The organism is Oribacterium sinus (assembly GCF_963553175.1).
Lineage (GTDB): Bacteria > Bacillota > Clostridia > Lachnospirales > Lachnospiraceae > Oribacterium > Oribacterium sinus_B.
Window position 1 is genome coordinate 1 of sequence record NZ_CAUVME010000005.1, and the last position, 14583, is coordinate 14583.

Annotated in this window: 20 protein-coding genes; 15 read left to right on the plus strand and 5 right to left on the minus strand. The window is 39.7% G+C overall.

What is annotated here, in order from left to right; all coding sequences use genetic code 11:
- The 13 genes from RYO92_RS02065 to RYO92_RS02125 all read left to right on the plus strand — a co-directional run.
- The coding region (locus RYO92_RS02065) for an AmiS/UreI family transporter (protein WP_315369329.1) at positions 1-535 on the plus strand (535 nt) is incomplete at its 5' end.
- Between the two features lie 26 nt (positions 536-561).
- Positions 562-864, plus strand: a complete 303-nt coding sequence (locus tag RYO92_RS02070) for an urease subunit gamma (protein ID WP_315369330.1) — start codon at positions 562-564, stop codon at positions 862-864.
- Between the two features lie 21 nt (positions 865-885).
- Positions 886-1227, plus strand: coding sequence for an urease subunit beta (locus tag RYO92_RS02075; RefSeq protein ID WP_315369331.1), 342 nt, complete (start codon positions 886-888; stop codon positions 1225-1227).
- Between the two features lie 17 nt (positions 1228-1244).
- The gene (ureC, locus tag RYO92_RS02080; RefSeq protein WP_315369332.1) at positions 1245-2966 is read left to right on the plus strand and encodes an urease subunit alpha; all 1722 of its coding nucleotides are present in this window, start codon (positions 1245-1247) and stop codon (positions 2964-2966) included.
- 68 nt (positions 2967-3034) lie between these two features.
- A complete protein-coding gene (locus RYO92_RS02085) occupies positions 3035-3484 on the plus strand; it encodes an urease accessory protein UreE (RefSeq protein ID WP_315365475.1) in 450 nt (149 codons plus the stop codon).
- An 89-nt stretch (positions 3485-3573) separates the two neighbouring features.
- Positions 3574-4185, plus strand: a complete 612-nt coding sequence (locus RYO92_RS02090) for an urease accessory protein UreF (protein ID WP_315369404.1) — start codon at positions 3574-3576, stop codon at positions 4183-4185.
- Between the two features lie 14 nt (positions 4186-4199).
- Entirely contained in the window at positions 4200-4814 is a 615-nt protein-coding gene (gene ureG, locus RYO92_RS02095) for an urease accessory protein UreG (protein WP_315365474.1), read from the plus strand.
- 1 nt (position 4815) lies between these two features.
- On the plus strand, positions 4816-5652 hold the full coding sequence (locus RYO92_RS02100; RefSeq protein WP_315365473.1) for an urease accessory protein UreD: 837 nt from the start codon (positions 4816-4818) through the stop codon (positions 5650-5652).
- 12 nt (positions 5653-5664) lie between these two features.
- Entirely contained in the window at positions 5665-6036 is a 372-nt protein-coding gene (crcB, locus tag RYO92_RS02105; protein ID WP_315365472.1) for a fluoride efflux transporter CrcB, read from the plus strand.
- A 9-nt stretch (positions 6037-6045) separates the two neighbouring features.
- Positions 6046-6444, plus strand: a complete 399-nt coding sequence (locus RYO92_RS02110) for a fluoride efflux transporter FluC (protein WP_315365471.1) — start codon at positions 6046-6048, stop codon at positions 6442-6444.
- A gap of 25 nt (positions 6445-6469) precedes the next feature.
- The gene (gene cbiM, locus RYO92_RS02115) at positions 6470-7462 is read left to right on the plus strand and encodes a cobalt transporter CbiM (RefSeq protein WP_315365470.1); all 993 of its coding nucleotides are present in this window, start codon (positions 6470-6472) and stop codon (positions 7460-7462) included.
- Complete coding sequence (locus RYO92_RS02120) at positions 7462-8241, plus strand: energy-coupling factor transporter transmembrane component T (RefSeq protein ID WP_315365469.1); 780 nt, start codon at positions 7462-7464, stop codon at positions 8239-8241. The genes cbiM and RYO92_RS02120 overlap by 1 nt, the downstream gene beginning before the upstream one ends.
- Complete coding sequence (locus RYO92_RS02125) at positions 8242-8958, plus strand: energy-coupling factor ABC transporter ATP-binding protein (RefSeq protein ID WP_315365468.1); 717 nt, start codon at positions 8242-8244, stop codon at positions 8956-8958. It abuts the gene before it with no gap.
- A 340-nt stretch (positions 8959-9298) separates the two neighbouring features.
- On the opposite strand, the gene RYO92_RS02130 is transcribed toward RYO92_RS02125, so the two are convergent.
- On the minus strand, positions 9299-10300 hold the full coding sequence (locus tag RYO92_RS02130; RefSeq protein ID WP_315365467.1) for a DUF3137 domain-containing protein: 1002 nt from the start codon (positions 10298-10300) through the stop codon (positions 9299-9301).
- A 297-nt stretch (positions 10301-10597) separates the two neighbouring features.
- Between RYO92_RS02130 and RYO92_RS02135 the strand changes: the two genes are divergently transcribed.
- The gene (locus RYO92_RS02135; protein WP_315369333.1) at positions 10598-11875 is read left to right on the plus strand and encodes an O-acetylhomoserine aminocarboxypropyltransferase/cysteine synthase family protein; all 1278 of its coding nucleotides are present in this window, start codon (positions 10598-10600) and stop codon (positions 11873-11875) included.
- Between the two features lie 243 nt (positions 11876-12118).
- Here the strand turns inward: RYO92_RS02135 and RYO92_RS02140 are convergent, their stop codons facing one another.
- The 4 genes from RYO92_RS02140 to RYO92_RS02155 are packed head-to-tail and all read right to left on the minus strand — an operon-like array spanning position 12119 to position 13390.
- A complete protein-coding gene (locus tag RYO92_RS02140) occupies positions 12119-12655 on the minus strand; it encodes a cysteine hydrolase family protein (protein WP_314966399.1) in 537 nt (178 codons plus the stop codon).
- Positions 12656-12683: 28 nt separating this feature from the next.
- On the minus strand, positions 12684-12893 hold the full coding sequence (locus RYO92_RS02145; RefSeq protein ID WP_007157299.1) for a hypothetical protein: 210 nt from the start codon (positions 12891-12893) through the stop codon (positions 12684-12686).
- A complete protein-coding gene (locus RYO92_RS02150) occupies positions 12893-13195 on the minus strand; it encodes a BrnT family toxin (RefSeq protein WP_007157298.1) in 303 nt (100 codons plus the stop codon). Before RYO92_RS02150 ends, RYO92_RS02145 begins: the two co-directional genes overlap by 1 nt.
- 9 nt (positions 13196-13204) lie before the next feature.
- Entirely contained in the window at positions 13205-13390 is a 186-nt protein-coding gene (locus tag RYO92_RS02155) for a hypothetical protein (RefSeq protein ID WP_007157297.1), read from the minus strand.
- A gap of 303 nt (positions 13391-13693) precedes the next feature.
- Between RYO92_RS02155 and RYO92_RS02160 the strand changes: the two genes are divergently transcribed.
- Positions 13694-14578 (plus strand): acetamidase/formamidase family protein, encoded by an 885-nt coding sequence (locus RYO92_RS02160; protein WP_315369334.1) that lies wholly within the window; start codon positions 13694-13696, stop codon positions 14576-14578.
- The last annotated feature ends 5 nt before the right edge of the window (positions 14579-14583 follow it).

Sequence of the window (14583 nt, forward strand, 5' to 3'; positions counted from 1 at the left end):
AGGAGGTGTTAAGATGCTTGGTGTTGTATTGCTCTACGTGGGAATTGTCCTCATTAGTAACGGGCTTTATAGATTGGAGGGGATCAAGGATAAGTCCAATGTTGTCATCAATTTTTTCACCGGTGGACTTGGTTTAGTTTTGAATATCATAGCTATTGCTTATGGGAATGCAGTCGGAAAAGATGCGGAATGGTTCTACGGAAGTGCAACCGGCCTGTTATTTGCATTTACTTACTTATACACTGCGATTAATACGATTTTTGATTTTGATCAGCGATTGTATGGCTGGTTCAGCTTGTTTGTAGCCATAAATTCCATTCCTGCCGGAATTTTATGTATGATTTCTCATTATGGTGGAAATCAGATGTATGGAGTAATTTGGTGGCTATGGGGTGTATTGTGGTTGACTGCATTTTTAGAAATCAACCTAAAAAAGAACCTTGGGAACTTTGTTCCCTATCTGGCAATCTTTGAAGGAGTTGTAACAGCGTGGATACCAGGGTTTCTCATGCTCATTGGCAGATGGCCACAATAATTTTTTAGAACAGGAAGGAGTGCATTATGCAACTGACAGAAAGAGAACGTGAAAAAATGCTAATTTCTCTAGCAGGAATGATTGCAAGAGAACGTAAAGAAAGAGGGTTGAAATTAAATCACCCTGAAAGCGTGGCGTTTATTACCAGTTATATTTTGGAAGGTGCAAGGGAGGGTAAAACCGTTGCGCAGCTGATGGATGAAGGTGGTCGTGTCTTGACTCGAGAGGATGTTATGGAGGGTGTTCCTGAAATGATTTCCATGATTCAGGTAGAGGCAACCTTTGTGGATGGAACTAAGCTTGTTACTGTACATGATCCTATTAAGTAGAAGACGAAAGAAGGTGGAGATATGATTCCCGGAGAATACAAATTATCTAAAGAAGCTGTTCCTTACAATGAAGGCTATGAAGCAATTTCCTTAGAAGTAAAGAATGTGGGCGATCGTGCAGTTCAGGTCGGTTCACATTTTCATTTTTATGAAGCCAATGAAGAAGGGTTGGTATTTGACCGTGAAAAGGCCTGGGGAAAACGTCTTGATATTGCTGCAGGAACAGCAGTTCGTTTTGAACCGGGCGAAACCCATACCGTTAAATTAATAGATTACGGCGGAAAGCGTCGTGTTTATGGATTTAACAATCGGGTAAACGGCTATTTGGATGCAAGCAAAAATGAGAAGAATAGAGAAAAATAAGAAAGGGGGATGCTACTATGAGCTTTGAGATGGATAGAAAACAGTATGCTGCATTATACGGTCCGACAGTAGGAGATAGTGTTCGTTTGGCAGACACTAACCTTTTTGCGGCTGTTGAAAAAGATTACACAGTTCATGGACAGGAAAGTAAATTCGGCGGAGGTAAGGTGCTTCGTGATGGAATGGGAGTGAATGCTAATGAAACCAGAGAAAGCAATCCTCTTGTGGCGGATACCATTATTTCCGGAGCTGTCATCATTGACTACACAGGCATTATTAAAGCGGATATTGGTATTCGTGACGGTAAGATTCTTGCCATTGGTAAGGGAGGAAACCCAGATACAATGGATGATATTGATTTTGTTGTAGGTGCCAGCACAGAAGCTATTTCCGGAGAAGGATTAATTGTAACTGCCGGAGGTATTGATCTTCACGTCCACTACATTTCTCCGGGATTGACCCACGCTGCCCTGGACAATGGAATCACGACTCTTTTTGGCGGTGGAACCGGACCGGCATCCGGTACGAATTCCGCTACAACAAGCCCGGGTAAATTCCACATTCATCGTATGCTGCAAGCCATGGATAATGAAGCGATTAATTTTGGAATTATGGCAAAAGGAGCAGGAGCCACTCCGGAGACTATCGGAGAACAGATTGAAGCGGGTGCGGCAGGTGTAAAGACCCATGAGGACTGGGGAGCCACGGCAGCAGGTATTGATAATTCTCTAAAAGCTTGCGACAAGTATGATGTTCAGTTTGCGGTTCATACAGACTCTTTAAATGAAGGCGGATTTGTCGAAAATACATTAAATGCCTTTGCGGGACGTACCGTGCATACTTTCCATACGGAGGGGGCAGGAGGAGGACATGCTCCGGATATTATGGTTGTAGCAGGACAAGAGAATGTTCTTCCGTCTTCCACAAATCCTACAAACCCCTATACAAAGAATGTTATAGACGAATTGTTTGATATGACCATGGTGTGTCATAATCTGGATCCTAAGGTTCCGGAGGATGTATCCTTTGCAGAGTCCCGTGTGCGGAAACAAACAGTAGCCGCAGAAGACGTTCTTCATGATATGGGGGCACTTTCCGTTATGACTTCCGATGCCATGGCTATGGGACGTGTAGGAGAAGTTGCTATGCGGTGCTGGCAGTTGGCCGATAAGATGAAAGCACAGTTAGGTTCCCTGGAAGGAGATAGTGAATATAACGATAACAATCGTATCAAACGTTATGTTGCAAAATATACCATTAATCCGGCAATCATGAATGGTATGTCCGATTACATCGGCTCTGTAGAAGTTGGAAAATATGCGGATTTGGTTATTTGGGATCCGGCGATGTTTGGAACAAAGCCAAGAATGGTACTGAAGGCTGGTATGATTGCTTATGGCGTTATGGGTGATGCTAGTTCCAGTCTTCCTACCCCCCAACCTCGTATGATGAAGGATTTATACGGCGCAAAAGGAAAAGCTGTTGGGAGTGTTAATATCACCTTTGTTTCCCAATACGCTTATGAGCATGGAATAAAAGAGGAGCTTGGATTGAGTCATATTGTTCTTCCAGTTCATAATACTCGAAATTTAACCAAACGAGATATGAAGTTGAACAATTATACCCCAAAATCCATCAAGATTGACCCTCAATCTTTTAAGGTAAGCATCGACGATAAAGAAATTTCTTGTGATGCTGCGGACAATATTTCATTGGCACAGAGATATTATATGTACTAAGAAATAGAACCAACAAAATAAATATATATCTTTGACTGTTGCCGGTTTCTTAACGGAAGGAGAACAGGATGGTTTTAACTAAGATCTATGACAATATTGATAATATTAATGATTTAAAGGCCTTTCATGTAGAAACGGCAATGGTCAAAAGTGATGATTTATTAAAAAAAGTTTTGCGTGTCACAACTGATCATGGAAATGAATATGGAATCCGATTGGAGAACGAAGAGGATAAACTGAAAAATGGCACAGCTTTTCTTCTATCCGACAAGGAATTGCTGGTTTTAAATGTTATTGCAGATAAAATGATTGTTATAGTACCCAAGGATATTAATCAAATGGGAATTTTGGCTCACATGTTGGGAAATCTGCATAAGCCAGTTCGTATCGAAAACGGAGAAATTTCACTTTTATATGATAAAGTGGTGGAACAAACATTGGATAGCAAAAATATCCCATATGAGACAAGGGATATTCAGCTAAGTGAGCCTCTGCATTATGCAGATTTATCCTTTTGATTATGATGAGCAATTTTTTGAAATATATGGAGGTCTTTCAAGTCTGTGATTCGACATTTCCCATAGGTTCCTTCAATCATTCTTTTGGAATGGAAAATTACCTTTCCAATCGCCGAATTAAAAACGGGTCGGAGTTCAAAAACTGGATTCATCATTATTACAGACTGCAGTTTAAGTTCGGAGAAGGACTTTTGATAAAGTTGATTTATGAATCCTTGAACCAAAATAATTTTGACCATATTTTAGACTTGGATGGTTCTATTGATGCTGGAACTATTGCAAAAGAAACACGTGTAGGAACGAGATTGATTGCACGGCAAATGGGAACTCTTCTAACTGAAATGTATGGGGAGATTCCGTATCTTTCTTCTTATTTCTTAGCGATGCAGGAAAAGCGAGCATTCGGAAATCCGGCTATAGTTTTTGCCTTATTTGCACATTTTAAATCGATTCCTATGCAGGAGGCCTTTATGATGTATGGATATAGCGTAGCTTCTACCTTAGTACAAAATGCTGTCCGTGCTGTGCCTCTTGGACAAAAAGAAGGCCAAATCATATTGATGAGTGTCGTGAAAGAATTGGACAGAATCTATGGTCAGATTCTTTGCCTGGATGAGTTTTATTTGGGCGCAAATGCACCGGGGATTGAATTGTCGCAAATTAAGCATGAGACGCAAGAAGCCAGACTATTCATGTCATAAAAGGGGAGTGAATTATGAAACGTACCATTAGAATTGGGGTTGGTGGACCTGTTGGTTCAGGCAAGACGTTGCTGATAGAACGTTTGACACGCCATATGGCTGACAAATACAGTATTGGTGTCATTACTAATGATATTTATACGAAAGAAGATGCAGAGTTTATGATTAAGAATTCTGTACTTCCGGAGGATCGTATCATAGGTGTAGAGACCGGAGGTTGCCCTCATACTGCTATTCGAGAGGATGCCTCAATGAATTTGGCGGCTATAGATGAGCTAAATGAACGGTTCCATAACGATTTAGATATTATCTTTTTGGAAAGCGGCGGTGACAATCTTGCGGCAACCTTTAGTCCGGAGTTGGTAGATTTCTCAATATACATTATTGATGTAGCAGAAGGAGAAAAAATACCTCGTAAGGCAGGACAGGGGATGATTAAATCCGACCTATTCATTATCAATAAGATTGATTTGGCACCCTATGTTGGTGCAGATCTTAATCGTATGAAAGAAGATTCAAAAAAATTTCGCTCTGATGGAACCTTCTTATTTACGAACTTAAAAACTGATGAGGGACTGAAGGAAGTTATAAATTGGATAAAACGAGATTGTTTGTTAGATGGGCTATAAGATGAAAGATGTAGATGGATATATTGACTTGCGCTTTACTTATCGCAATGACCGTACAGTAGCAAAGAAGATTTACCGTGAGGGAAATTATCGTGTTTCTGCAGCTCTTTTAGATACCGGAAATATTCCCGTTTATTTTTTGATTTCTCTTGGTGGCGGTTTTATTGAAGGAGAAAAGTATTTACAGGAGATTCAATTAGAAGAAAGTACCCATGCTGTAGTAACTACTCAAACACCAACCTATGTTTATAAATGTCCTAATGGTTTATTAACCAAGCAGAAGTCTTTAGTCAAAGTAGGGGAAAACGCCGTTTTGGAGTTATATTTTGATGAGGTTGTCCCTTATGAAGATGCCCATTACTTACAAGAGACGATAATAGAAATGGAAAAGGGTGCTTCTGTTATTCTAACAGATGGATTGACCGCAGGTTGGTCTGCTGAGGGAGCGCCTTTTCAATATCGTTTTACAGGATTAAAAACAATCATTAAAAAAGAAGGAAAAGAAGTATTGAATGATTTCCTGATTTGTGATCCGACAGTGGAAAATATGGAAGATATTGGCTTATTTGAAGGAAACAGTAACTTCAATTCGGTGGTAATAATTGATGAAGAATTAGATAAAGTCTGCTTGGAACAGTTTCGAAAAGTTTTGGACAGCTTGGAAACCCCTTGTCAATATGGAGTCACACAAATTGATGCAGGAATAGTTCTGCGGATTTTAGGTCCAAGTTATCACGAAAACCGCCGCATCATGTGGTTTTTTACCAATTTTTATCGTGAGCAAATTAAAAATTTTCCGGCTATCAACTTGAGAAAGACAGATGCGCACATTCATTAGAGGAGATACAAAATGACCATGAATTTTATCTTGTGTGGACTGGGGGCGGTAGTCGGTGCTTGCTTACGATCCTATCTTAGCGACAGCTTCAACACTAAAAGTGCTACTCTTCCATGGGGAACGATACTTGCTAATCACATCGGATGTTTCTTCATTGGAATTTTTCTTAGTATGGCATCAAGAAAAGAGCTTTCGTCCCAGTTCAATACGCTCCTAGTAGGCGGATTTTGTGGTGGGCTTACTACATTTTCCACCTATACTTTGGAATACTTAAAAATGGCATTGAAGAGAGAGAAGAATTTGGCTTTGATTTACTGCGTGGGGAGTGTTGTTACCTGTCTGATTAGTGTTTTTATAGGGATGTGGTTTTTTTCTATTATTTAGGAGATGGTAATGAAAGTATTAGCCAAGTATTTTGCTATTTCTTTAGGAGCTTTTTTGGGGGGCGGTCTGAGATTTGTTATAGAATCATTAGCGCCGAAAAGCACCGGATCCGTAGTAGGTGTTTTGCTTGTGAATGCTTGTGCATGCCTTATTATCGGAATAGCAACAGGTTTATTTTTAAGGCATTTTACAAATGATTTTTGGAACAAATTTATAGTAAGTGGTTTTTGTGGAAGTTTGTCTACGTTTTCATCCTTTTCGGCAGGGCTATATATGCTTTTAGAAAAAGCCGGGGCATTGGAAACGATAGGATTTATTATTATACATTTTCTTATTACGCTGATAATGGTTTATTTAGGATTATGGATTAGCATGGGAAGACAATGGAAATCGTTATTGCTCAAGTAGCATTGAGACAAAGAAAGGAGGATTTATGCATATTCCGGAAAATTACTTAAGTACAGAGACCTGCGTAGTTATGGGAGCCTTAATGTTACCAATCTGGTATAAGTCGGTGAAAACTGTTGAGAAGAAGGTTAAGGAAGATAAAGAGCTTGTTCCTATGCTTGGCGTAAGCACATCCTTGTCCTTCTTGATTATGATGTTTAATTTGCCTGTACCGGGAGGAACAACTGCTCATGCAGTTGGCGCCGTTTTGATTGCTATATGGCTGGGGCCATGGGCTGCTACGCTATCGATTAGTATAGCACTAGCAATGCAAGCTCTTCTGTTTGGTGATGGGGGGATTTTGGCTTTTGGAGCTAATTGTTTTGCAATGGCTTTTTTGATGCCGTTTTCCGGTTACGCCGTTTTTCAGTTTATTAGAAGGAAAGGTCATAAGTATGATAGCCTGGCTACATTTATTGCAGGCTATATAGGGATTAATGTTGCAGCGCTTGGTGTAGCAGTATTACTGGGTATTCAGCCGGTTTTATTCAAAGATTCCAGTGGTAACCCGCTTTATAACCCATATCCCTTAGGTGTCACTGTTCCGGTAATGTTTGTTACCCATTTATTAATCGGTTTTGTGGAAGGATTTTTCACAGCCGGTGTTTATGGGTTCATCCAAAGAACGGAGAATCCTTTGCATGAAGCGAAGGGAGAAAGCTCATTCATTGTGAAATTTAAACCGTTATTGATTCTTTTAGCAGTTTTGGTGATTCTTACCCCTATCGGACTCTTAGCCCAAGGGACAGCATTCGCAGAGTGGGATGTTGCGGAACTTATGGAGAATTTATCAAAATATAATGTGACAGCCGTGGCACCGAAAGGAATGACAGATGGCTATAGTTTTTCCAGTTTAATGACGGATTACAGTATAAGCGGGGTTCCAGATTCACTAGCTTATATCCTTAGTGCATTGACGGCAATTCTTATTTTTTTCCTCTTTTATAAAATTATCTTTGGACGAAAGAGTAGGGTTTAATGTTGCCGGAATGGTTAAAGGAAGAGCAGAGAATAAATATTGGAAAAGGTAAGGATCATTTCCTTATTCGTAATAGAAAAATGATTGATTCTGTTCTTCTAAAATTTAGAGACAAATCCTCCATCAAATGGAAAAGGTTTTTGCATCCGGTAACATACCTGTTGTGCTTTTTTTTCTCTTTGTTGGGGGTGAGTTTCTCGAGGAATTTTTTATTTTTTTGGATTCTCTTTTTATTTCTCCTAGGCTTGATTGCCAGTTTGCCTTATGTTCATCTTGTGGCTACCATAAAAAAATCAATTTTATTGCTGCTATTCCCTTTTCTGTTATATCTTCCCAATCTTTTTTTACATGGTTTTCATGTATTATTTCTTCTTAGATTGCCGCTAATGTCCATGTTAATTGCGTTATATACTGAACTAATGAGTACAAGAGATACTCTGCAAGCTTTGAAGAAGCTTCATTTTCCTAATATTGTGCTATTGCAGTTGGATATTACTATAAAGTACATCTATTTGTTTGGAAGAATATTACAGGATATGTTAAAGGGTATTGAGGCACGCTCCTTCGGAGGGAATCTGGATTTTCAAATTGGGAATAATATTTGGGGAATCCTTTACTTGAGGGCAGTACGATATGGGAAAGACTTGCAAAAAGCCATGGAAGCGAGGGGATTTACAGGAGAATATAAGGATTCGGAAGAACGATTAAGGTTTCGAGATTATCTCTGCATTGCACTTGTCTTCCTTTGCATTGTTGCAATAAGAATAGAGGAGAAATAAATGTATCAAATCAAGGAGCTTACATGTAAATACGAACAACATATCGTGTTTCAAAATATATCCGTGCAAATTTCAAAGGGACAATATCTTATTTTGCTGGGAGCAAATGGACAGGGAAAATCTACATTTATCGATTTAATTACAGGCTTTAAACAGGCAGAAAGCGGAACAGTACTTTTTGAAGGACAGGAGTTAAGTCAAGTATTAAAGAATACAGAAAGCAAGCATCATTATTATGCCAGATTAGGTATACTTTTTCAGGATGTGGATATGCAGTTATTTAATCAAACTGTTTATGATGAGATTGCATTTGGTCTAAGGCAATTAGACCTGGATCAAGAGACGATTCGTACAAGAGTAAAAGATGTTCTTAAAATACTTCAAATCGAAGATCTGGAAAGGAGAGTACCGTATCAATTATCCGGGGGAGAAAAGAAAAAGGTTGCTTTCGCCAGTATTCTGGTGATGAATCCGGATATTTATGTCATGGATGAACCCTTTACGAATCTTGCAAAAGAAGCGGAGCAACTCTTTAAAAAGCTCTTAATGGAATTGCACCAAGCAGGAAAGACAATTATTCTGTCAACCCATCATTTTAAACATGTTTTTGAAGGAAAATCCGATGTGCTTCTTTTTCAAAAAGGAAATATCCGCTTTTTTACTGCTTCAGAAGTAGAACAGGATGAGATAATCAAAGAAGAGCTATCCTATTACTAGAAATCCTGCGCATGAGGGATGACCACAAGCTTGCTTAAAAAGATTAAACAGCAGATACTTGCCTGCTTTATGTGGGGCATGATAACGGATGTATTGCCTGATACTATGGGTGTAACATCGCGTTGCTAATATCAAGGCCAAGCCGCTAAAGTGGTGCTTTACAGCCTTGACATCATCATCCTGCTGTTTACGGTGGGTAACCAATCCACGTATATCAGAGTGGCCAGGTTCGGGAAATGATACTCTGAAGCTCTTTCCAGATGTAGTAAGAACCAGTTAAAAAAGTTTGTGGTGATTTTCTATGCATTACTCTTGACAGGCGGTCATTACATATCAGGCTTTATTGAAATATTTCCGTAAGTTGCAGTGCTGTTTGAGTCATAGCTTTTATTCGCCATGCAATTTCTTCAATATTCCATTTCTCCCAAGCTGCTATATTCTTGGGCGGATCGAAGATAATTAAGTTGCTTTGAATAGCCAAATAAATATGAGTCCCTGTTAAGAAGAAAGTTAATCCTCTAGGAACTTGTTTGTCAAACCAGGCAAGCATTGCCGGTGTTAGGAAATTTCGTGCTGCTTCTATGTTAGAACAGTAGATGTCATAATTTTCGTTATGAGGAATATCTTTCACATCAATTTTTATCTCTCCTTCGCAGGGGGCAAAATTCCCTCTCTTTCTTCCTTTCTCCAACAGTTTATCTGAGGGAATAACTCGCAGTTGTCCGTCAAAATGGGAAGAATAGTTAAAGGAAAAAAGCTGTCCTTTAAATTCGTATTCGTGAGTGCCAACTTTCTTCTTTTTTGGACTGTAGGCATATAAGTCTGTGATTTGGAGATCATTTTGATGCTGCAATTTAAGTAAACCGGACTGGAGATAATATGAAAAATTTGGTAGAGCTTTTTTTAAGCTTTTAGTGGGAAGTTTTTCTTCATTAAATTCCGAGTAGGGAAGAATAATATTTATCGTTGGAGGAAGTGAACGTTTTAAATATATTTCTCTTGGACTAAAATTCTTTAGTTGTTTTTCAACAAGCTTGGTGATAAGCAGTATGATAGCTCCCCCAGCGGCAGTAGTCAGAACGAAAATAATAGGTATTATGTAGAGCCATGCTAAATCCTCAAAAGGACTAATCAATTCATATAAGACATATGCAAATAAGCCGCTGAAACAATATAAAATACATGCAAAAAAAATAAGTAAACACAATATAAAAATAGATGGAAGAGGATGTGATTTATAAATGCATATCTTCAAGATATTCCAGTCCTTTTTAAATTGTGGGTTCTCCTGAAGTTCTTTGAGTTTTTGTCGTTCTTCTTTACTCAAGTCAATTTGGTTCATATGCTCCCTTTCTGAAGTCTTATCGAAAGATAAGTTTTTTCACATGCCGGATAGTTCTTTATCGGAGTTGTTTAACATGATTTCCGCTAAGTATATTTTTGACGATTCTATGTTTTTTTAAGTATAGCATGGGATGTGCTGTATATTGAAGAAAAGAACAAAAAATTTATTAATATTGTACATCTTATGGAAAAGTAATATACAGAATAATGGACGAATTAAATATAGGCATGGTAGAATAATAAATAGTTTTCTGATAGGACAGAACAGTGAAAATAAAACAAAGGAGTAAACATCATGGCAAATTACAATATCAATACCATCTGTGTGCAGGGAGGCTATGAGCCGAAAAAGGGAGAGCCCAGAGTGGTTCCTATCGTGCAATCCACAACTTTCAAATACGAGACTTCCCAGCAAATGGGAGACCTCTTCGACTTAAAGGAGTCCGGATATTTCTATACCAGACTGGCTAACCCCACCAATGATGCTGTGGCAAATAAAATCTGCCAGCTGGAGGGCGGTGTGGCGGCTATTTTAACCTCTTCCGGTCAGGCGGCAAACTTCTATGCCATCTTCAACATTGCCTCTGCGGGAGATCATGTGATTGCCTCTTCTGCAATCTACGGAGGAACCTACAACTTAATTGCAAAGACCATGAAAAATATGGGTGTTGAAACGACCTTCGTGGATCCGGACATTTCCCCGGAAGAACTGGAAAGTAAGTTCCGCCCAAACACAAAGCTGGTTTTTGGAGAAGTCTTAGCGAATCCTGCTTTGAAAATTTTAGATATCGAAAAATTTGCTCAGGCAGCCCACAAGCATGGCGTTCCCTTAATCGTGGACAATACTTTCCCTACCCCGATTTTCTGTAGACCTTTTGAATGGGGAGCGGACATCGTGACTCACTCCACCACAAAATATATGAACGGCTTTGCCAACTCCGTTGGCGGTGCAGTTGTGGATTCCGGAAACTTCGACTGGACCAAGTATAGGGAGAAATTCCCGGGACTGACCACTCCGGACGAAACCTACCACGGAACTGTCTATACAGAGAGCTTCGGTAAGGCAGCTTATATTGTGAAAATGACCACCAACCTGATGCGTGATTTAGGCTCCATTCCTTCTCCGCAAAACTCCTTCTACCTGGGCGTAGGTCTGGAAACCTTGCACTTAAGAATGGAAAGACATTATGAAAATGCCTTGGCTTTAGCAAAGCATTTGGAAAAGCATCCGAAGGTATCCTGGGTTTCCTTCTCCGGTTTGGAAAATGACAGCCAGCATGAATTGGCTAAAAAGTATCTGCCAAAAGGCTCCTGCGGAGTAATTTCCTTCGGCGTAGTTGGAGGAAGAGAAGCGGCTGTAAAGTTTATGGATTCTCTGAAGCTGGCTGCTATTGTAACTCACGTTGCGGATGCCAGAACCTGTGTGCTGCACCCGGCATCCACCACCCACAGACAGATGAATGATGAAGAGCTACTGGCAGCAGGTGTATCTCCGGATTTAATTAGAATGTCTGTAGGAATTGAAGATGTGCAGGATATTATTGCAGATGTGGATCAGGCATTGGAGAAATAAAGCGGACGCTAAATTTCATACCAGAAAACATAACGGGCTATCAAAATCAAAATAGTTTTCTAAGCAATATAGGTCTAAATTTGGGGCACGCTCTCGCTAGCTTTGCCACGTATCGGATACTAAGCGAAAAACTGCGATTCTCTTGTTTTTCGCAAGTACCCACGGGCTCAGACTACCCCTCATTTAGACCTGTATTGCCGAAAATCTATTAATTATTTTAATTTTTTACAGCCCGTTTTTTTCCTATAGCACCTCCACCTGACAGGAGCGTAGAGTCTCCAAAGCAGCTTCGTGTTTTTCTTTCGTAACTCCGGCACAACACCGGCTATCTACAGAGAGAGGGACTTCCGGTAAAAATGCCTTTAGAAGAAGGGCATTGGAAACCACACAGATATCGGTACATAAGCCTACAAGCTCGATGGAGAAATCCTGTTCTTTGCTTTTAAGTTCCTGACAGAGGGCTTTCATGGCATTTGCCAATTCCAAACTTCCAAAGCCGGGCTTTTCAAAGAAATGATCCGCTAGGATTAAGCCTTGAAGAGCGCTATCCAACTGCCAGCCATCCGTTCCCTTAATGCAGTGGGAGACAGGAAGATTTTTACCCTCTTGGGTGGAGAGGTAATCTTCTCTATGAGTGTCTAGGGTTGCGTAAACATCCTCTTTGGGATAGGAGAGGATTTTTTCTTTTACCTTTTGTACAATGGCTTCCGCCTCCTTTGTTCCTAAAGAACCGTCAATAAAGTCCTTCTGCATATCTACTACAATAAGAATTTTCTTCATTTTCCTGCCTTCTTTCCGAGTCGATATATTAATTCCAATTAATTTTTTTATTATTGTTCACGATATCAAGCAAGCACATATTGATTAATGTTTGTGAAGAAACATCCAGCTCTTCAGCTTGTTTTTGGAAGTAATTCATCACAGTAGGGCTTATCTGTATAGTTGATTGTTCTTTTAACTTTTTTGCATAAGGATTTTTTTTCGGATTTAATTCTTCAATGTTATATTCTTCTCTCATTATTCATTCTCCTTTATATAAATTAGGCGTTCGTTCTTTGTTGCTTTCCTAGCAGAGATTAATCGAATGACCTCACCTTCCTCCCTATAACAATGGCAAACCATTAGTAAACCTCTTACGGTAGCTCCTATAAGCAAAAACCTTTCTTCTCCTATAGAATGTTCCGGATCATCAAACCTAACGGCACAATCATCAAAAAATGCCTCTTCTGCTTCTAAAAAACTAATTCCATGTTTTTTGATATTGATTTGGTTTTTTCTGTCGTCCCATTCAAAACGGATTTCATCTTTTCTATCTTCCATATTTACTCCCTATACCTTAAATATCTCCTGCCCTGTGTAGGAATTCAGGGCTTTCTTGATAAATGTATTCATCGGCATATTAGCAGCTTGCGCTTTCAATATATCATACTCTGAAAGCTGAATAGAAAAGGGAATCCGTTTAATATTTTCCTTTTGATAAGCGATATCTCGACTCACTTTTTTTCTATTCTCCATTTTCTTATTCTCCTTTAAAAAGAGTATAGCATAATCATTTTTCTATGCACATAGAAAAATCCCATAAATTACTATGCTTGTTGTATTAGTATTTACGGGTGTGTTTTTCAACAACGAGTAGTGCAAAAAATTCTTAGCCTGAGAGAAGTAATTGTTGAAAAAGTTCAATAGAATCAATATGATGATACAAGTGCCAAAAGTATCGGAAGGTAATGTGAGCTTGCTTGCAAGAAAAATTTAATTATTTGACATCCTTCTTGTGTGACAGGAAACAATGGGAGTGTAAACTGGAATGGAGAAACTATGAAAATCATTGAAAACAATAGAGTATTTGCCTTTGACAGTAAAAATGAATGCGTTGCGGAGGTGATGGACGGAGAAACCGTCATTTTCCGTACCCATGACTGCTTTGATAATCAGCTTAGCGAAGAGGGAAGCTGTATCGGAGCTTTGAACTGGGACCGAATCAATCCCGCCACCGGCCCTGTCTATGTGCAGAATGCAAAGGCAGGAGATGTCCTCAAGGTGGAAATCCTGGAAATCGCTTTGGATAAGCAGGGCGTAATGTGTGCCCTTCCGGAGAACGGCGTCCTTGGCTCTTTGGTGAAAGAAGAGTCTGTTAAAAGGATAAAGGTGGAAGAGGGCAAGGTTCATTTTAACGAGAAGCTTGTGTTTGATGTTACGCCCATGATTGGGGTTATCGGTGTTGCGCCGGAAAATGTTTCCATCAACTGCGGTACACCGGGCTGCCACGGTGGAAACATGGACAATAAGCGCATCAAAGAAGGGGCAAGCCTTTATTTTCCTGTATTCCATGATGGTGCCATTTTCTCCCTGGGAGATGTGCATGCAGCGATGGGAGACGGAGAGGTAATGGTCAGCGGGGTGGAAATTTCCGCAGAGGTGAAGGTAAGACTGTCCGTGATTAAGGGAATCAGCATTGAAACCCCTATGCTGGAAAATGAAGAGATTTGCGGTGTAATCTACTCCCACGAGGAGATAGAAAAGGCGATTTTCCATGCGGTACGTATCATGAATGAAAGAGTACAGAAGAATCTGGGACTCTCCTTGAACGAAGCAGGAATGCTCCTCAGCGCCGTGGGAGACCTGCGTTTCTGTCAGGTGGTGGATCCGGAAAGAACCGTGATGATGTGTGTACCGAAGAAGATTATGAAAAGTCTTTTTTAAGAGAT